This is a genomic window from Paraliobacillus salinarum, assembly GCF_014083865.1.
In the GTDB taxonomy this organism is placed as follows: domain Bacteria; phylum Bacillota; class Bacilli; order Bacillales; family Amphibacillaceae; genus Paraliobacillus; species Paraliobacillus salinarum.
Genome location: NZ_JACEFA010000001.1, coordinates 167857 through 188036, shown reverse-complemented (window position 1 = coordinate 188036; position 20180 = coordinate 167857). Strand labels below are relative to the sequence as shown.

The 20180-nt window shown below is 35.6% G+C and carries 18 protein-coding genes; all 18 read right to left on the bottom strand.

Annotation, left to right across the window (positions count from 1 at the left end):
- Positions 1-21: 21 nt before the first annotated feature.
- The 18 genes from dapG to HP569_RS00875 all read right to left on the bottom strand — a co-directional run bounded on the left by dapG (position 22) and on the right by HP569_RS00875 (position 20078).
- On the bottom strand, positions 22-1245 hold the full coding sequence (gene dapG, locus HP569_RS00960) for an aspartate kinase (protein ID WP_182199206.1): 1224 nt from the start codon (positions 1243-1245) through the stop codon (positions 22-24).
- 15 nt (positions 1246-1260) lie between these two features.
- The gene (asd, locus tag HP569_RS00955; RefSeq protein WP_182199205.1) at positions 1261-2307 is read right to left on the bottom strand and encodes an aspartate-semialdehyde dehydrogenase; all 1047 of its coding nucleotides are present in this window, start codon (positions 2305-2307) and stop codon (positions 1261-1263) included.
- 104 nt (positions 2308-2411) lie between these two features.
- Complete coding sequence (locus HP569_RS00950; RefSeq protein ID WP_246366863.1) at positions 2412-2996, bottom strand: dipicolinate synthase subunit B; 585 nt, start codon at positions 2994-2996, stop codon at positions 2412-2414.
- A gap of 25 nt (positions 2997-3021) precedes the next feature.
- On the bottom strand, positions 3022-3897 hold the full coding sequence (gene dpaA, locus HP569_RS00945) for a dipicolinic acid synthetase subunit A (protein ID WP_182199611.1): 876 nt from the start codon (positions 3895-3897) through the stop codon (positions 3022-3024).
- Positions 3898-4095: 198 nt separating this feature from the next.
- Positions 4096-4341: a YlmC/YmxH family sporulation protein gene (locus tag HP569_RS00940; RefSeq protein ID WP_182199204.1), complete on the bottom strand. Its 246-nt coding sequence runs from the start codon at positions 4339-4341 to the stop codon at positions 4096-4098.
- A gap of 85 nt (positions 4342-4426) precedes the next feature.
- Positions 4427-5638 (bottom strand): M16 family metallopeptidase, encoded by a 1212-nt coding sequence (locus HP569_RS00935; protein WP_182199203.1) that lies wholly within the window; start codon positions 5636-5638, stop codon positions 4427-4429.
- Positions 5639-5704: 66 nt separating this feature from the next.
- The gene (gene pnp / locus HP569_RS00930) at positions 5705-7816 is read right to left on the bottom strand and encodes a polyribonucleotide nucleotidyltransferase (RefSeq protein WP_425501789.1); all 2112 of its coding nucleotides are present in this window, start codon (positions 7814-7816) and stop codon (positions 5705-5707) included.
- 314 nt (positions 7817-8130) lie between these two features.
- Positions 8131-8400 carry a 30S ribosomal protein S15 gene (gene rpsO / locus HP569_RS00925; RefSeq protein WP_182199202.1) on the bottom strand — a complete coding sequence of 90 codons (270 nt, stop codon included), beginning with the start codon at positions 8398-8400 and terminating at the stop codon, positions 8131-8133.
- Positions 8401-8534: 134 nt separating this feature from the next.
- Positions 8535-9476, bottom strand: a complete 942-nt coding sequence (gene ribF, locus HP569_RS00920; RefSeq protein ID WP_182199201.1) for a riboflavin biosynthesis protein RibF — start codon at positions 9474-9476, stop codon at positions 8535-8537.
- Between the two features lie 22 nt (positions 9477-9498).
- Positions 9499-10401, bottom strand: a complete 903-nt coding sequence (truB, locus tag HP569_RS00915; protein ID WP_182199200.1) for a tRNA pseudouridine(55) synthase TruB — start codon at positions 10399-10401, stop codon at positions 9499-9501.
- Between the two features lie 93 nt (positions 10402-10494).
- Entirely contained in the window at positions 10495-10845 is a 351-nt protein-coding gene (gene rbfA, locus HP569_RS00910; RefSeq protein WP_182199199.1) for a 30S ribosome-binding factor RbfA, read from the bottom strand.
- A 28-nt stretch (positions 10846-10873) separates the two neighbouring features.
- Complete coding sequence (locus tag HP569_RS00905; RefSeq protein ID WP_182199198.1) at positions 10874-11152, bottom strand: DUF503 domain-containing protein; 279 nt, start codon at positions 11150-11152, stop codon at positions 10874-10876.
- On the bottom strand, positions 11149-13233 hold the full coding sequence (infB, locus tag HP569_RS00900) for a translation initiation factor IF-2 (protein ID WP_182199197.1): 2085 nt from the start codon (positions 13231-13233) through the stop codon (positions 11149-11151). The genes HP569_RS00905 and infB overlap by 4 nt, the downstream gene beginning before the upstream one ends.
- A gap of 20 nt (positions 13234-13253) precedes the next feature.
- Positions 13254-13559, bottom strand: a complete 306-nt coding sequence (locus HP569_RS00895) for a YlxQ family RNA-binding protein (protein WP_182199196.1) — start codon at positions 13557-13559, stop codon at positions 13254-13256.
- The gene (gene rnpM / locus HP569_RS00890) at positions 13552-13833 is read right to left on the bottom strand and encodes an RNase P modulator RnpM (RefSeq protein WP_182199195.1); all 282 of its coding nucleotides are present in this window, start codon (positions 13831-13833) and stop codon (positions 13552-13554) included. The genes HP569_RS00895 and rnpM overlap by 8 nt, the downstream gene beginning before the upstream one ends.
- A gap of 13 nt (positions 13834-13846) precedes the next feature.
- On the bottom strand, positions 13847-14965 hold the full coding sequence (nusA, locus tag HP569_RS00885; RefSeq protein WP_182199194.1) for a transcription termination factor NusA: 1119 nt from the start codon (positions 14963-14965) through the stop codon (positions 13847-13849).
- Between the two features lie 13 nt (positions 14966-14978).
- A complete protein-coding gene (gene rimP / locus HP569_RS00880) occupies positions 14979-15452 on the bottom strand; it encodes a ribosome maturation factor RimP (protein ID WP_246366861.1) in 474 nt (157 codons plus the stop codon).
- A gap of 336 nt (positions 15453-15788) precedes the next feature.
- Positions 15789-20078: a PolC-type DNA polymerase III gene (locus tag HP569_RS00875; RefSeq protein WP_182199192.1), complete on the bottom strand. Its 4290-nt coding sequence runs from the start codon at positions 20076-20078 to the stop codon at positions 15789-15791.
- Positions 20079-20180 lie beyond the last annotated feature (102 nt).

Here is a 20180-nt window from a genome sequence, read left to right as displayed (position 1 = left end):
ATCATTCCTAACTAGTTCCAGCTAATTCGCTGTACTATCTAATTCAAAAGTTTTGTGTAACGCATTAATAGCAGGCACAAGATCCTCATGCTGTACTAAGACCCAAATTGTTGTATGACTATCTGCAGACTGTAAAATTTGCACACCAGCTTTTGCTAAAGTCTGCACAATTTTTGCTGTTACACCAGGTACACCTGTCATACCAGCTCCTACTAACGAAACCTTTGCACAATGGTGAATCATTTCAGGCTGGTAATTTAATTCATTTAACAATTGCTTTGCCTTCCCTGAATAAATTTCAGGAATAGTGTAAATTACACTATTAGGAGAAATATTAATAAAATCAACTGAAATTCCTGCCTCAGCCATTGACTTAAATACATTCGAATGTAATTGATCAATATTTTCCGTTGTATCTACTTTAATTTGTGTAATTCCAGACATGTGAGCAATTCCCGTGATTAGGCGATCTGAAATATCTTTTCCTTTTGCCTCATCCAGGGAGGAAGTCACTAGTGTTCCAACCTCATCTGAGACCGTTGATCGCACTCGCATCGGAATTTTAGCTTGCATCGCTATCTCAACCGCACGTGGGTGAATTACTTTTGCTCCTTGATAAGCAAGGTTGCAGATTTCATTATACGTAACAACGTCTAATATTTTTGCATCTTCCACAACTCTCGGATCAGCTGTCATAATTCCTGCTACATCTGTAAAAATATCGATATAACTTGCATCAAGCGCTGCACCGAGCGCAGCTGCAGAAGTATCGCTACCACCCCTACCTAAAGTAGTAACTTCACCATTTTCAGAAATCCCTTGAAAGCCTGCCACAACTACAACTTGATGTTGACTTAACTCCTGTTTCAGGCGCTCTACTTGCATTTCTTTTATTTTTGCAGCAGTAAAATCTTCCGTAGTTAAGAAGCCTGCCTGTGCTCCTGTAAGTGCAGTCGAAGAAATGTTATTTTGTTTTAACTCATTAGAAAAAACAACAGATGATATAACTTCACCACAAGACAAAAGCAAATCTTGCTCACGATTAGAAATTGATGTATTTGGAAAATCAACTAAGGATAGTAGTGAATCTGTTGCATATGGTTCAGGACTTCTACCTATAGCTGAAACAACTACGACCACCTTATATCCTTGTTTAATAGATGCTTCAATTCGGTTGATTGCCTTCTGCCTAACTTGTTTATTTTGGACGGAAGTTCCGCCAAACTTTTGTACGATTATTTCCATGTTGACACCTCGACATTACAACCAATTATTTTTAATTAACGATTCAGCAATTTGAACAGAGTTCCATGCTGCACCTTTTAATAAATTATCTGAAACAACCCATAAATGAAAACCTTTTGGTTGATCTAAATCTTTACGGATTCTTCCAACAAATACATCCGATTTTCCAGTCGCACTTAATGGTGTTGGATATACTTGATTTTCAGGATCGTCTTCTAACACAACACCGGGAGCTTCCGTTAATACTTTTTGTATTGCTTCCACGGATGCGTGATCATCTTCTACTTCAATATAAACACTCTCTGCATGCGAAGTGAAGAATGGCAATCTTACACATGTAGCTGCTACAGGTAGTTTATCATCATGTAGGATTTTCTTTGTTTCGTTGATCATTTTCATTTCCTCAAAAGTATAACCGTTTTCTTGAAACACATCAATTTGAGGTAATGCATTAAATGCAATTGGATAATGCTTTTTCTCTCCACTTACCGGTAATATCTCAGGCTCAAGGTCTTCACCGTTTAAAAATGCTTGAGACTGGTCCGATAATTCTTCTACTGCTTGATTTCCTGCACCTGAAACTGCTTGGTAAGTAGAAACTAGCACTCGTTTTAGTCCAAATGATGCTTTAATTGGCTTTAATGCGGCTACCATTTGTATTGTAGAACAGTTCGGATTAGCAATAATACCATTGTGATTTTTAATATCTGATTCATTTACCTCTGGAACAACAAGTGGTACATTCTCATCCATTCGGAAGGCACTCGTATTATCAACTACAACAGCTCCTCGCTTAACTGCTTCATGTGCTAGTGCTTTCGAAACAGACCCTCCAGCAGAAAATAAAGCAATATTTACACCTTCAAAGCTTTCTGGCTTAGCTTCTTCTACTGTATAAACTTCACCGTTGTATTTTAGGTTGGTTCCAGCGGAACGCTTGGAAGACAACAAAATTAATTTTGCAATTGGAAACTGTTTTTTTTCCAATGTTTCTAAAATTTTCTGACCTACAGCTCCTGTAGCACCTACTACAGCAACCTGATAACCTTTCAATTCAGACATAAAAAATCCCCTCTCCATTGCAATGATTTACTCTTGATTTTAATTGTAATCATTATTTTAACATAGAATAGGGGAAAAAAGTAATTATAGCAATGAAACTTACATTAAACTCTTTTTACTAAAACCGGTTGTATTTGCTTGAAATCCAATGCTTCTGCAATGGTTTCTGGTATTAAGCTCATGTCAGCAACTAATGAGTTTGGCTTATTATTAGGATCATCTTGCCCAAATGGAACAAAATAAATTAGTTTTGTAGCCATTAAACGCATTAAGTTCACACCATTAAGACCTAGAGCATCATTCGTAGAAATTCCTAATACTACAGGGCTGCCATTTCGCATCGTTGCTTTTGTTGCCATTAAAACAGAGGAATCCGATATTGCATTTGCTAGACGACTCATCGAATTTCCTGTCAGGGGAGCAATAACCATACAATCAAGCGGTTCTACTGGTCCTAATGGCTCAGCATCCACAATTGTCCGAATCGGATCTCTTCCTGTAATTTCCTCTATCTTTTTCAATAAATCGTCTGCCTTACCAAACCGGGTGTCTGTTTGTTGGACAGTATCGGATACAACCGGAACAATTTCTGCTCCAAGTTCAACTAATTTTTCTATTTGAGGTAATACCGCTGCATAGGTACAGTGTGAGCCTGTTATCCCAAAACCAATTTTTTTCCCTTTCAACACAAGAAATTCTCCCTTTCCATTCGTTTTAATGTGTGAATATAAGTTGGCTTATGATATTCGCAAGTATTTCTCCTGCAGTTTTTGGCGCTACCATTCCCGGGAGTCCTAAGGCATGTTTTGTTTGTATTCCTCTTTGTTTAGCGTAATCAAAATCAATTCCGCCAGGCTTAGAAGCCAAATCAATAATTAATGCGTTTAGCTTCATTTGGTTCAATACTGGTTCTGTAACTACTTTAACTGGAATCGTGTTAATTAGAATATCACACTGCCCAGTATATGCAGCTAAGTCATTCATGTGAAAACTATCCATCCCAGACTCATAAATCCTAGCTAAATCAGAAGCCTTTCGTGCACCTACCTGAACATTTGCTCCTAATGATTTAAACTTACTTGCCACAGTCATTCCTACCCTGCCATATCCTAAGACTAGAACATTTGATTGGTGCAACGTAAAGTTAGTATGCTGTATCGCAAGCATGATCGCTCCTTCGGCAGTGGGTATCGAATTATATATAGCAACATCGTCACGATCCATTAAGGGTATTAATTTTAAATTATTTGTTTGTTTCATTTGTTCAAGATAAGGGGTAGATATCCCTGTGAATAGAACACATGAATCAGATAATCTTGAAAACCATTTATCATCAAGATATATACACTCATTAGAAAATACTGCATGTAACTGTCCATTTTGATCAACACCAGGTATTGGTAAGATCACTGCATCTAATTTTTCTACTTCCAAAGAAGTAAAGTCTGTTTGTTTAACCCCTGTGAATCCCTGATTTAATTGGTCAAAACCTACTAATTCCATTTTAATTTGTTCATTTTCGGATAATTTTTTAATCATATCAAGATATCTAGCGTCACCGCCTAATATCGCTATATGCATATGATTCATTTTTACACCTCTTCTTTTATAAGAATAACCATTTTTCGTAATATCATATGAGAAAGACTGATCAAAGTGAAGGTACATGTACCCAATCTGATTCATTACTTAAGCCGCCTTAAATAGAATTAATTGTTTGGTCTTTGTTTAGAAATAAGAAAAACTGTTTAAAGGAATGCTTTAAACAGTTTAGCAATAAGTTAGTATTTACTTTGAAATAGGTGTTTGTCTTATCATGATCATGTCTTCACCTATTTTTTCTATATCTGACCATAAGATGCGTAAATTTTCTTCTTCTTTTTTCATACCAAACCAGCTGTAATTAGGAATGATAAAAGCAACTATTTCTCCAGTTTGTTGATCCAACTCTATATCTGTTTGTCCAAGAATACCAAGTCTAGTACCAGTTTGAATATCTACAATTTCTTTGTTGCTCAAATCTCGATATCTCATGACACTTCCTCCCTTTTCTATCTTAGAATATGATTGAAAGAGAGGAACTATGACGTTTGCTTAGATAAAGTGAAACTACGATACATTACGGACTGATTAATGCTGTAGAATATTTATTATCAAATATTTTATTTAATACACGATCGGTCGATTCTTTATTTACTTGATTGATTTGCTCTGTCAATTCATCCAAACTTCTATGTCTACCGAGTATTAATTCATTCTTTGCATTTCTACTCATTCGACTATTCGTGCTTTCTAAACCAAGTAACAGATTTCCTTTTAGTTGTTCCTTACTGTTTGTTAATTCTTTGTCTGTTAAACCATTTGAAACAAAGTTGTCTATTGTTTGTTCAATAGTTTCTTGAAGTGTAGATAGATATTGTTTGCCTGTACCAGCATAGATAGTTAATAAGCCATTATCTACAAATGAACTATGATAAGAGAAAACAGAATAAGCTAATCCTCGCTCTTCTCGGATCTCTTGGAACAATCTAGAACTCATACTCCCACCTAAAACATTATTTACTATAATTAAACTGAAAATGTCTTCGGCTTCTGTTGGCAAACCCTGATATCCAATACAGAGGTGTGCTTGTTCAGTTGGCTTTTGTTTTGTTAATTGAATAGGCTCAAATTGAGGTTTCACTAAGATTTTTGATCTGCTTTCATTATCAAATTGATCAAAAGCGACTTCTACATCCTTAGTAAATGACTCATCTACATTACCAGCAATTGAGATGACAATATTGTTCGGCGTGTAGTGCGCATGTTTATAATTAATTAAATCTTCACGAGTAAATTTTTTAATCGTTTCTTCTCTACCTAAGATCGGATAGCTTAAGGCATGATTGCCAAAGGATGCTTCAGCTAATAAATCATGAACAATATCATCCGGGGTATCCTCTGCCATTCTAATCTCTTCTAACACAACATTTTTCTCTTTCTCTAATTCCACTTCATCAAAGGTAGAATGGAATAACATATCGGATAAAAGATCGATAGCAAGATCTTTATGTGCATCTAACACTTTAGCATAGTAACAAGTATACTCTTTAGAGGTAAATGCATTGACTTGACCTCCAATAGCATCAAATGATTCTGCGATATCCTTTGCCGATCTCTTCGTCGTACCTTTAAAAAACATATGTTCCAGAAAGTGAGAAATACCGTTATTTTCAATTGTTTCATCTCTAGATCCCGTTTTGACCCATATACCAATTGTTACAGATCTAACAGTGGGTATCGTTTCTAAAACAATGCGTAAACCATTATTACAGTAATTTTTATGTAACATTCTTGTACTCCTTTTACTTGTTGTCATAAGAAAGAAAAGAAACTGGAGAGCCAGTTTCTTTTTTGATTACTTGCTTTCTTTATTTTGTTGCTCATCAAGCAAAACTGCTTTGCGTGATAAATTAATTCTGCCTTGACGGTCCACTTCTTTAACTTTGACCATAATTTGATCACCGATAGAAACAACATCTTCTACCTTGTTGATTCGCTCTGGAGCCATTTCTGAAATGTGAACAAGTCCTTCTTTACCTTTGAACAATTCAGCAAAAGCACCGAACTTCTCAATACGTTTAACTGTTGCAAGGTATAATTGACCAACTTCAACTTCACGAACAATATCTTCAATGATTTTCTTCGCTTTCATATTCATTTCATTGTCTGTTGATGAAATAAATACATTACCATCTTGTTCGATATCTATTTTTACACCAGTTTCTTCGATAATTTTATTAATTTGCTTACCACTTGGTCCAATAACATCTCTAATCTTATCTGGATGAATACTCATTGTTAAGATTTTTGGTGCGTACGTAGATAATTCTTGTTTTGGTTCTTTAATTGTTTCTAACATGTGATTTAGAATATGGATACGACCTTTTTTAGCTTGTGTTAAAGCTTCTTCTAAAATTTCTTTAGATAGGCCATCGATTTTAATATCCATTTGAAGTGCTGTTACACCGTTCGCTGTACCAGCAACTTTAAAGTCCATATCTCCTAAGAAGTCTTCCATTCCTTGGATATCACTTAAAATAGAATAATCCTCACCTGATTTAACAAGACCCATTGCAATACCAGCTACAGGAGCTTTAATTGGAACACCTGCATCCATCATCGCTAATGTACTTGCACAAATACTAGCTTGTGATGTGGAACCATTTGATTCTAACACTTCTGACACAAGTCTTATTGTATAAGGAAAAGCCGCTTCAGAAGGCATTACCTTTTCTAAGGCACGCTCACCTAAAGCACCATGACCGATTTCTCGACGACCCGGACCTCTAATTGGACCAGTTTCTCCCACACTGAAAGATGGGAAATTATAATGGTGCATAAATCGTTTTGACTCTTCTAAATCAAGTCCATCAAGAATTTGCACATCACCTAAAGCACCTAACGTACAAACACTTAACGCTTGCGTTTGTCCACGAGTAAATAGACCTGAACCGTGTGTACGTGGTAAAAGACCAATGCGAGAAGATAACGGACGAATTTCATCAATTTTTCTTCCATCTGGACGAATTTTTTCTTTGGTGATTAAACGACGTACTTCTTCTTTCACCATTTTGTCTAAAACAGCTTTAACTTGTCCAACTGTTTCTTCGTCTGCATCATTTTCTTCATAGGAAGCCACAACTTCACTTTTCACTTGTTCAATTGCTTCTTCTCTAGCATGTTTTTCGTAAACTTGAATAGCAGCTACTAATTTGTCATGTGCTTGAGCTTCAACTGCTTTATTAATTTCTTCATCTAAAGAAAATAGTTTTACTTCCATCTTTTCTTTACCGACTGCAGCGATAATTTCTTCTTGGAATGCAACTAATCGTTTAATCTCTTCATGACCAAACATAATTGCTTCAAGCATTACTTCTTCAGGTACTTCATTCGCTCCAGCCTCAACCATATTAATGGCATCTTTCGTTCCTGCAACAGATAGATCTAGATCACTCTTCTCTCTCTGTTCCGTCGATGGGTTAATAATGAACTCTCCATCTACACGTCCAACGATAACACCTGCAATCGGGCCACCAAATGGAATATCTGAAATGCTTAGCGCAATAGATGAACCAATCATAGCTGCAATTTCAGAAGGTGCATTTTGATCAACACTCATTACTATACTAATTACTTGTACATCGTTTCGGTAACCATCAGGGAACAACGGACGGATTGGGCGATCAATTAAACGAGAAGTTAATACTGCTTTTTCACTTGGTCTTCCTTCACGTTTAATAAATCCACCTGGAATTTTACCGACTGCATATAATCTTTCTTCATAATTAACGGTTAGTGGGAAAAATGGTAAGTCTTTTGGTTCCTTAGATCCAGTTGCTGTAGCTAACACAGATGTATCACCGTAATGGATCATACATGCTCCGTTTGCTTGTTTCGCTAGTTCTCCAACTTCTACGGAGAATGTCTTACCAGAAATTTCTGTTGTAAAAATCTTTTTCTCTGACATTATAATTTTTAACCCCTCTCAATTTCCACGATTCATTTAAGCTAGAGGGCTAATGCTATTTTATCTCATTCTAGTTATATCCTTTTGCGTCTCATTTTTTACTTTGCTCCATCCTGATCAAACAGTTGAAACAATTTTTCAGCTGTTTGATCAGAATCGAGCGAAAGGATTTTATTGATAATAGCATTGTACCTATATTTCAAGCTTTTCAAATAAAAAGTGGGGTAATAAAATGTTTACATTAATATATTTTACCAAAAAAATAATTCTAAACATACAGAAAAAGCGGGAATACTCCCGCTTTAATGTACAGATTATCGACGTAATCCAAGTCTCTTGATTAGCTCACGGTAGCGTGTAACATCTTTATTACGTAGGTAATTTAAAAGATTACGACGTTTACCAACCATTTTCAACAAACCACGACGTGAATGGTGATCTTTCTTGTGGAAACGTAAGTGCTCATTCAAGTTTGTGATTTCTTCTGTTAGGACAGCGATTTGAACCTCTGCAGATCCAGTATCGTTATCATGTGTTTTGAACTCATTAATAAGTTCATTTTTACGTTCTTGAGTAATTGCCATCCTGTTCACCTCCTATAACTATTGTAAAACCCCAATCACCTAGCAAACGGCGGAGAGTCGTATTGCCAAGTAGATGGTTTCCGTTAACTAGATTACATCTTTTTGACTAAAAATGCAAGGGTTTGACCTTTAATTTATGAAAAGAATTGTCGAATTTGTTGTTCATCTTGTTTTAATTGTTCAACTAACAATTCTACACCTGTAAATTTTTGTTCTTCTCTGATGTATGTATGCCATTCAATCGTAATTTGTTGGCCATACACTGATTGATCAAAATCAAATAAATGAACCTCTATCGTTTGTTGCGAGTGATTTTCTATGTTATGAAAAGTTGGTTTGTAACCAATGTTAGCCATTCCATAAAAAGTTTGATTGTTTAACTTAACTTTCACACCATATACTCCAGGTTTAGGGATAGCATAAGATAAGTCGGATAAAATGTTGGCAGTTGGATATCCAATGGTTCTACCACGCTTCTCCCCTTCAATTACTTTACCTGATGTAATCAAAGGTCGCCCCATTAGTTCATGAACCTCCTCTACCTTACCTTGAGTTAACAATTGACGTATACGAGTTGAACTAACTTTTTCATCGTTTTGTTGATACTTTTCTACAACAGAGATATGAAAGCACCCGTCCGCATCATCCTGCAATGTGTGAATATTTCCTTTTCCTTTATGACCATATGTAAAATCAAATCCTGTAATTAAGTGCTTAATATTAAGACCAATGATAAAATGATCGACAAATGCTTTTGGTGACAATTGTGATAATGTTTCATTAAAGGTAATAATGTACATGATATCTATATTCATCTCGTTTAGAATCGCTTGTTTTTCATACAAAGGTGTCAAATATTGCACATCTTCTTTACTTTTATTCAAAACAACAGACGGATGTGGTGAAAAAGTAATTACCGCACTTTTTCGGTTTTGCTGCTTTGCTAGTTTTTGTGCTTTTAGAATTAATTGCTGATGTCCTTTATGAATGCCATCGAAAAAGCCAATCGCTGCAACTGCCTCTTCTTGTTTTATTGCTTCTAAATGATGTGGGTAGCTTAACGTAATCACTTGCACGTATATGACCTACTTTCTTTTATTACTTGAATACTCGAACAGGTTTAATTTCATATTCATTTTCTGGATGTTTTTGATAAATAGCTAATAAATCCCCCTGATGCTGGACACGAAAAGGTTTATCTAAAGGTATATCGTTTGGTCTAGGAAGCTTTTGACCATTTAACACTCTAGATGCCGTTTCACTATCTACTTGATAAACAGGTAAATGTTCTATCCCTCTAGAAATAGGGGATAATACATCCGTCAATTTATTTTCCTCTTGCTTTTCCTTTATCTGTGCTAAAGTGAAAGATTCCGTTTGTGAGAAGCCGCCTGTTTCTGTTCGAACTAATGCAGACATATGTGCTGGATACCCTAAAGCCTCACCAATATCTACACATAATGTACGAATATAGGTTCCTTTCGAACAAGTAACTTCAAATGAAAACCGAAATAATCCAGCTTCTTCTCTAATCGAATCTTCGATAAAATCAATCGAGTCTATCTTCACTTGTCTAGAAGGACGATCAACCGGAATATTATTTCGGGCATATTCATATAATTTCATTCCATTTACTTTAACAGCAGAATATAATGGCACGGTTTGAGTAATAGTTCCTACAAACTTTTGTAAGATCTCTTTTATATTATTATCATTAATTAATTCTTGAACTTGTTTCTCTGAAATCGTCTTACCTGTGAAGTCTTCTGTTTCTGTACTATATCCCAAAGTTACTTCAGCAAGATAAGTTTTTTTAGTATCGGTTAAAAAAGGAACAATTTTAGTTGCCTGATTTATACAAATGGGTAAAACACCCTCCACTTCAGGATCTAATGTACCTGTATGCCCTACTTTTTTAATTTGACATATTCGCCTTAATGCAATAACACAATCATGGGATGTTTTTCCTTTTTCTTTCCATAATGGAATAATACCGTCCATTTGACTTTCCTCCAGTACCTCTGAAAGTTATTGTTTTATATACAAAACAAAACCCTTGTTTCATTATAGAACAAGGGTTTTGTGAAGTAAATATTATTGATCTTTATCGTGTAAATCACGTAGTAGATCTTCAATTCGATTTCCCTTTTCAATTGTTTCATCAAATTCAAAAAACAATTCAGGAACTTTACGAAGACGGATTCTACTGCCAATTTCCGAGCGAATAAAACCCTTTGCTTTAGCTAAACCAACTAAAGATTCTTGTTTCTGTTTTTCTTCTCCTAAAACAGAGATGAAAATCTTCGCTTGTTGTAAATCACCTGTCACTTCTACATCAGTAATAGTTACAAAACCAACTCGAGGATCTTTAATTTTTCGACTAATAATGTCCCCTAGTTCTTTTTTCATTTGTTCTGCGACTCGATTTGCTCTCATTTGATTCATCAAAATCACCTCTTATGATTGAAAACATTCAAAGCCATTGTTTCTCTGTGATTGTGCGTTCAATCTCAGGAAATGAGTCGATCAAACGGAGACATTGATCCATTACTTTCTCCGCTTGAACTTTTGTATTTGAGACCGTCACAATACCAAACATTGTTTTTTGCCATAATTCTTGATAAGCTAATTCACTTATCGACACATTATAATCATTTTGGATACGATGAACAATTCGTTTAATCACTGATCGTTTATCTTTTAATGACTGTGTATTATAGATAAAACAAGTTACTTCTAAAAAATAGATCATTTACGAGCAATCTCTTCCATAACAAAGGCTTCGATTACGTCTCCTTCTTTAATATCATTGAAATTCTCAATGGTAATTCCGCACTCATAGTTTTGTGCAACTTCTTTTACATCATCTTTAAAACGTTTAAGTGTATCAATTTCGCCTTCAAAAATAACAATTCCATCACGAATGATACGTACACCTGCGTTTCTAGTAATTTTACCATCAGTTACATAACTACCAGCAATTGTTCCAATCTTAGACACTTTAAATGTTTCACGGACTTCTGCTTGACCGATAACTTTTTCCTCATATTCTGGATCAAGCATCCCTTTCATTGCTGCTTCAATTTCTTCAATTACTTTATAGATAATTCGATGTAGACGAACGTCTACATTTTCAGATTCAGCCGCTTTCTTAGCATTCACATCTGGACGCACATTAAAACCAATAACAATTCCATTGGAAGCAGAAGCTAAAATAATGTCTGATTCTGTAATCGCACCTACACCAGTGTGAATAATATTAACTTTAACACCTTCTACATCAATTTTTTCTAATGATGAAGCAAGTGCTTCAGCAGAACCTTGAACATCAGCTTTTAGGATTAAATTAATGTCTTTAATCTCACCCTGTTTTATTTGCTCAAATAAATCATCTAAGCTAACTTTTGCCTTGTCTCCACGACGTGCTTCTAGTTGTTTTTGTTGACGATCTTCACCAATACTACGTGCTTTCTTCTCGTCTTCAAATACAACGAAACGATCACCGGCTTGAGGTACATCATTTAAGCCTGTAATTTCTACAGGGGTAGATGGTTCAGCTACTTTCACACGTCTTCCAAGATCGTTCACCATTGCTCTTACTCTTCCGAAAGTATTACCTACAACAATTGGATCCCCAACATGTAAAGTACCGTTTTGAACAAGTAAAGTCGCTACTGAACCGCGCCCTTTATCTAATTCAGCTTCGATTACTGTACCAACTGCGCGACGCTTAGGGTTTGCCTTTAATTCTTCGACCTCTGCAACAAGTTGGATCATTTCAATTAGATCTTCAATACCTTCACCTTTCACCGCTGAAACTTGAACAAATATTGTACTTCCTCCCCAATCTTCAGGGATTAGTTCATGTTCAGTCAATTCTTGCATCACACGGTCAGGATTTGCTGCTTCTTTATCCATTTTATTTACTGCTACAATAATTGGAACTCCAGCTGCTTTCGCATGATTAATCGCTTCAACCGTTTGTGGCATTACACCATCATCCGCGGCTACTACTAAAATTGCTATATCTGTAACTTTAGCCCCTCGAGAACGCATGCTTGTAAATGCTGCGTGTCCAGGTGTATCAAGGAATGTAATTTTTTTATTGTTATTTTCTATTTGGTATGCACCAATATGTTGCGTAATACCGCCAGCTTCACCTTCAGTAACTTTTGTATGTCTTACAGAGTCAAGTAAAGTTGTTTTCCCGTGATCAACGTGACCCATAATCGTTACAACAGCAGGGCGTTCGATTACATCATCTTCATTATCTTCAACAGAAATGTACTGGTCTAAATCTGTTTCATCTATTTCTACTTCTTTTTCTGCTGTCACACCATATTCTTCACAGATTAAATCAATTGAATCCTCATCAAGATCTTGGTTTTTCGTTGCCATCACGCCTAAAAACATTAATTTCTTAATTAATTCACTAGCATCTTTACCTAGTTTTTCAGCTAATTCACCCACAGTTAAAGTACCAGTATAAGTGATCTTGGATGCATCGACTTCCTTTTTCTGTGGTTGCTTGTTTACTACAGGATTCGGTTCTTGTTTATTTTTACGTTGTTTTTTCTTATTTTTATTAGAATTCTTTTTGGAATTCTCATTATTCTCAACAACCTTTTTTGTTTGGTTGTTCTTCTTTTCATTCTGTGATTCTTGTTGGTTTTTCTTATTGCCAAATAACTCATCTAACTTACTCTTTGTATCACTTGTAATAGTGGACATGTGATTCGTTACATCCACATTCATTTCTTTTAACTTGTTAATTACCTCTTTACTTGCTACATTCTTTTCTTTTGCGTATTCATATATACGTATTTTACTCATACATTCACCCCCGAATTTATTTAATCGAGTAACGAGTTCAGTTTAGAAGCAAAACCATCATCATTGATAGCAATAGCTACTCTTCCAGTTTTTCCAATCGCATGAGAAATCGTATCCCGGTCATCCACGATACAAATTGGTACCTGATAATAATCGCATTTATCCATTAATTTCTTCTTGGTTTGTGATCCGATGTCATTAGCAAGTAAAACTAATTTTGCTTTCCCTTTTTGAATATCTCGTATAATCGATTCTTCACCTATCGTAATTTTCTTGGCACGGTAAGCCAATCCTATCAAGTTTAAATATGCCTGATTGTTATTCAATATTTTTACCCTCTATAACACGTTCTAGCTGTTCATAAATTGTATCATCAATTGTTGTTTGTAATTGACGATCAAGAACTTTCGCTTTCCTAGCTTGTTCAACAACATCTTTATCTTTAGAAATATATGTTCCACGTCCATTTTTCTTACCAGAAGGATCAACAAATACATCTCCTTCTTTTGTTCGAACAATCCGAACTAATGACTGTTTTGGTTTCATTTCTTGTGTCACAATACATTTTCTAAGAGGTATTTTTTTATTCTTTTTTGGCATGATCTATTCCCCCTTAATCAAATAAATCTTCACCTGAATCAAATAATGGTTCATCCATTTGGTCATCTATTTCTGCATTTTCATCAAGAAGACCTAACTTCTTCGCATCTGATTCACTTTTAATGTCTATTTTCCATCCAGTTAATCTAGCAGCAAGACGAGCATTTTGTCCACGCTTCCCAATAGCTAGGGACAATTGATTGTCTGGCACAATTACTGTCGTTGCTTGCTCTCCTTCATTCACAAGTACTTTTACAACCTTTGAAGGACTAAGCGCATTAGATACATATTCTACTGGATCTTCTGACCATTCTACAATGTCGATTTTTTCACCTTTTAGTTCGTCAACAATTGTTTGAACGCGTTGTCCACGTTGTCCTACACAGGAGCCTACTGGATCAATCTCTGGGTTGGGAGCATGTACAGAAATCTTCGAACGATCTCCTGCCTCTCTTGCTACAGAGCGAATTTCTACGATACCATCGTATATTTCTGGCACTTCCATTTCAAACAATCGCTTTAATAAACCAGGATGCGAACGAGAAACGAAAATTTGTGGGCCTTTATTTGTATTTTCCACTTTTGTAACAAATACTTTAATACGGTCATGGACATTGTAGCTTTCTGTTGGCATTTTCTCTCCTTCAGGTAATTTTGCTTCTACTTTACCTAAATTAACGTAAACGAAACGAGGATCAGTTCGTTGAATAATGCCGTTCATGATATCTTCTTCACGATCGATGTATTCATTAAAAATGACACCACGTTCTGCTTCGCGGACGCGTTGTGTTACTACTTGTTTTGCTGCTTGAGCTGCAATTCTTCCAAAGTCTCTTGGTGTTACTTCTAACTCGATGACATCACCAATTTCATAATTAGGGTTTATTGCCTTTGCTTCTTCCCAATCAATTTGTTGCTGACTATCTTCTACTTCTTCTACAATTTCTTTGCGAGAGAACACATGCATGCTTCCTGTTTGTTCGTTTATATCAACACGAACATTTGTTGCTGATTTAAAATTCTTTTTATAAGCAGATATTAATGCAGCTTCTAATGCTTCCATTAACACTTCTTTATTAATACCTTTCTCTTTTTCCAAATACTGAATGGCGTCAAAAAGCTCACTACTCACTACTCTTCCCCCTTTAATTAAATGTTACTGCTAAACGAGCCTTCGCTATCTTCTTATATGGAACGTTGACTGCTTTTTTACGCGTTTTTACTGTTATTTCTATTGTAACAAACTCACCATCAAAAGCAGTTAATTTTCCTTCAAATGTTTTTGATCCTTCATATGGTTCGTATAAGGAAACAAATATTGTTTTGCCGATATTATCATTAAAATCTTTTTCTTTTTTAAGCGGTCTTTCAGCACCTGGTGAGGACACTTCTAGATAATAAGGTACAGATACAGGATCTTGTTGATCGAGCTGTTCGCTTAATTTTTCGGAAACAATCCCACACTCTTCAATATCTATGCCTCCAGGTTTATCAACAAAAACACGCAGAAACCAATTTTTACCTTCTTTTTCAAACTCAATATCTACAAGTTCTAAATTCATTTCATCTAAAATAGGTTGAACAAGTTTATTCGTTTGATCGGTTACCTTTTCTCCCACAATTGCTACCTCCTTCATTGATCATTTTCTATTTTCTTAAGGTTAGTGATTCAATCATTTTACATATACTAATGTCTACTTAGCTTATACCTTTTCTGAATTTTCATCATTCAAGTTATAGAATTATAAAACCCTTGCCGACTGATGGCAAGGGGAAGCTACTTTCTGAGTGGAATCAATACTTGTTGTCCTTACGTTTGATACGTCACACTAAAAACAAGTATTTATGTGTGAAGAAAGAGTGGGTTTCCCCACTCTTTCTTTAACGTATCTCTTCTTGACAACAATAACTATAGCATAATATGCGGGATTATGCAAATAATGCCTTTAAAACAATTAGAACAATGATAGTTGATTCTTTTCTTCCATACCTTCTAAACACCCATGGTTATCTAAATATTCCAATACGGTTTTTGATATGCGACTTCTCTCGCGCAAATCTTCTTTTGAAAGAAATTCTCCTTGTTCTCTTGCCTTTACGATATTTAATGCAGCATTCGTACCTAATCCATCGACTGAATTAAAAGGAGGGATTAATGTGTTCCCATCTACTAAAAATTCCGTTGCACTTGAACGATATAGATCTACTTTTTGGAAAGAAAATCCTCGCATATACATCTCAAGAGATAATTCTAAAACGGTTAATAAGTTTTTCTCTTTTGGTGAAGCGTCGTTACCTTTTGCGATTATTTCTTCAATTCGTTTTTTCAGTGCGTCGCTTCCTTTAATCATTGTATCTAATTCAAAGTCGCCTGCACGAACAGAGAAGTAAGCAGCATAAAACAAAATAGGATGATGTACTTTAAAGTAGGCTATACGGATTGCCATGAGTACATAAGCTGCTGCGTGTGCTTTAGGGAACATATATTTTATCTTTTTACATGATTCAATATACCAATCTGGTACATCATGCTTTTTCATTTCAATAATCCATTCATCTTGCAGACCTTTACCTTTACGAACAAACTCCATAATTTTAAAGGCTAGAGATGCATCTAATCCTTTATGCATTAAATATACCATAATATCATCACGGCAACCTATTACGTCAGGAAGTTCACATATGCCATCATCAATTAATTCCTTCGCATTTCCTACCCATACATCTGTACCATGTGATAGCCCAGAAATAATTACTAATTCTGCAAATGTTTTTGGCTTTGTATCTTCTAACATTTGTCTTACGAAACGCGTACCGAATTCAGGCACTCCTAATGTTCCTGTTTTACACATAATCTGTTCAGACGTCACCCCTAAGACTTCAGGTCCTGAGAATATTTTCATCACTTCATCATCATCAGTTGGTATTGTTTTAGGATCAATACCACTTAAATCTTGTAACATCCTAATTACGGTAGGATCATCGTGTCCTAATATATCTAATTTCAATAAATTGTCATGTATAGAGTGGAAATCAAAATGCGTCGTGCGCCACTCTGACTCTCTATCATCTGCAGGAAATTGAATTGGCGTAAAGTCATAAATTTCCTTATCATCTGGAACGACGATGATCCCACCTGGATGTTGACCTGTCGTTCGTTTAACACCAGTACATCCTTGAACTAATCGATCAACTTCCACATTTTTAAATTGCAGCTGATTATCTCCTGCATATCCTTTCACATAACCATAAGCTGTTTTTTCTGCTACGGTACCAATAGTTCCTGCTCGATACACTTTGTCTTCACCAAATAACACTTTAGTGTAATTGTGGGCTTTAGGTTGATATTCACCGGAAAAGTTGAGGTCTATATCTGGAACCTTATCTCCTTTAAAGCCTAAAAAGGTTTCAAACGGAATATCCTGTCCATCTTTTCTTAGATCCGAATCACACTTTGGACATTTTTTATCAGGTAAATCAAAGCCACTTCCCACTGACCCATCTGTGAAAAATTCATGATACTGACAGGTTGGACAAACATAGTGCGGTGGCAATGGATTCACTTCAGTAATTTCTGTCAATGTAGCAATTAATGAAGAACCAACAGAACCACGCGACCCTACTAGATACCCATCATCTAAAGATTTTTTAACTAACTTGTGTGAAATCAAATAAATAACAGCAAAACCATGTCCAATGATACTTTTCAATTCTTTTTCTATTCTTTTTTCAACAAGATCTGGTAAATCATCTCCATAAATACTTTTAGCGAAGTTATAGCTCATCTCACGAATTTCTTCTTCTGCACCATCAATATTCGGCGTGTACAAATCTTCTTTCACAGGCTTAATCGATTCGATGTTGTTTGCCATTGCTTGTGTATTCGTTACAACAATCTCATGTGCTTTGTCTTTTCCAAGAAAAGCAAAGCAACCTAGCATTTGATCAGTGGATCTGAATTCTACATCTGGTAATGTTTGACGACTTAATGGATTACCGCTTTGAGACTTGATCAAAATTTTACGATACATTTTATCTTGTGGTTCAAGATAGTGTACATTGCCAGTTGCTACACAAGGCTTGTTCAATTTACTAGCAAGCTCCACTAAATTGTTGATAATGTCAAGAATCTGCGCTTCGTTTTGAACTAATTCCCGATTAATTAAAGGGTAGTAATTAGCTGGGGGCTGTACTTCAATATAGTCATAAAAACTAGCAACCTTTTCAGCCTCTGCTTGTGATTTTTGCATCATTGTTTCAAATACTTCACCTTTATCACAACCAGAACCTACTAATATCCCTTCTCGATAAGCTTGTAACTTGGATCTAGGTATTCGTGGCACACGATAAAAATAATCAATATGCGCTAGTGAAACGAGTTTATAGATGTTTTTTAAACCAACTTCATTTTGAGCAAGTAATGTTGCGTGAAATGGTCTTGCTCTTTGATAAGCATTCCCTTCTCCCATATGGAGATTAAACTGATTATGATTTTCTATTCCTTTTTCTCTTGCCTCTTTTACGAGCTTCCATAATAGATAACCAGTTGCCTCCGCATCATAGATTGCTCGGTGATGCTGTGTTAGTTCAATATCAAACTTCTTACACAACGTATTTAATCGATGGTTTTTTAAATTCGGTAATAAAAATCTAGCAAGTTCTAATGTATCAATGACAGGATTTGTAGATTGCGGAATATCTGCTTTGTCAAAACCTTGATTTAAGAAACCCATATCAAAACTTGCATTATGCGCAACGAGAATATCTGAACCGATCCATTTGTGAAAGTCATGAAGTACTTCAGCTATTTCTGGTGCGTCATTCACCATGTCATCTGTAATACCTGTTAAATCAATCGTTGTTTGTGATAATGGATGGTGCGGATTAGCAAAGGATTCGAATCGATCAACGATATCTCCATCCTTAATTTTCACAGCCGCTAACTCAATAATCGTATCGTAAACGGCTGATAGACCAGTTGTCTCTACATCAAAAACGACATATGTAGCAGTCGCGAGATCAATGTCGTGCTCATTATAAGCAATAGGTACACCATCATCAACAATATTAGCTTCTAAACCATAAATAACTTTGACTCCATGTTTTTGACTAGCTGAATATGCTTCTGGATAAGACTGTGCAACTGCATGGTCTGTAATTGCGATCGCAGGATGTCCCCATTTAGCAGCCTGCTCAACTAATTTCGATGCAGATACAACTGCATCCATTTGACTCATTGTCGTATGCGCATGTAATTCAACTCGTTTTTCATCAGCTGGTGCTTTATCTTCACGCACTTTTGCTTTGACTTCATTTAAGTCACTGATCATCATCGTTAGTTCGTTACTAAAAGTGTCTGTTTGAATGGTACCCCGTGCTTTAATCCACATACCTTTTTTAGCACGTTTAAAGTTCTCAGCATCTTGATCACCTTTTGAAAACATTTTTAAAGTAAAAGAATCCGTGTAGTCTGTTACTTTTAAAATTAGAAGATGTCTACCAGAACGTAGCTCTCTAATTTCAACATCAAAAACGTAACCTTGCATCGTTATGCGTCTTTCTTCTTCAATAATTTCTTTCATCTCTATTGGGTCATCATTAATCGGATAACCTAACATTAATGGTTGATTGTTTTGTTGGCTTTCTGCTTTCTTTTCTCTTTCTTCTTTATCTTTTACTGCTTTTAAAACCATCTGTTGATCTTCAAGCGCTGTTTGTTCTCTAAATTTTTGAATATCTTCGTCTACGGTTTTCGCTTCGACATTTAATGAAAAACTTGCCGAACCAATTTGTTTACAGTACTGTTGAAATGCTGGCTCCAGTCTTTTTTTGAGCGCACTTGCTTCTGCTTCATTTCTTGCTATTAACTTTATTTTGTTTCCTTCCACTACTGGAACTTGTTGATGAATTAGATCATAATAAGCAGGTGAAAGATTTTCAGTTGATGTAATAAATTGCTTCCAATACGAACAAACTTCTTCAGAATCCATGACAGTATCTTCCGCATATAAAGTTAATTGCACAGTAGCAATATGTTTAAATGCTTCTTGAAGCTTTAAGTTAAAGGATTGATAAATTTTAGCGGGTAATACTTTTGGGATGGTGATATGAAAATGCCAGTGCTTTTCTTTTTTATACACTTCTAGTTTTGTTAACTTACTATCATTAAAAAATGACTTATCTGATTCAGTTAACTGAACTTGCTCTAATAGCAGATTTAGTTTCTCATTGCTAGATATGGCCATGTACTTTCCTCCTATACTCCCATTATCCTATATGTAAGCAAAGATTCATAATGACCAATAAACACCCTAGCCATAATGTGACAAGGGTGCTTATTGCTTATG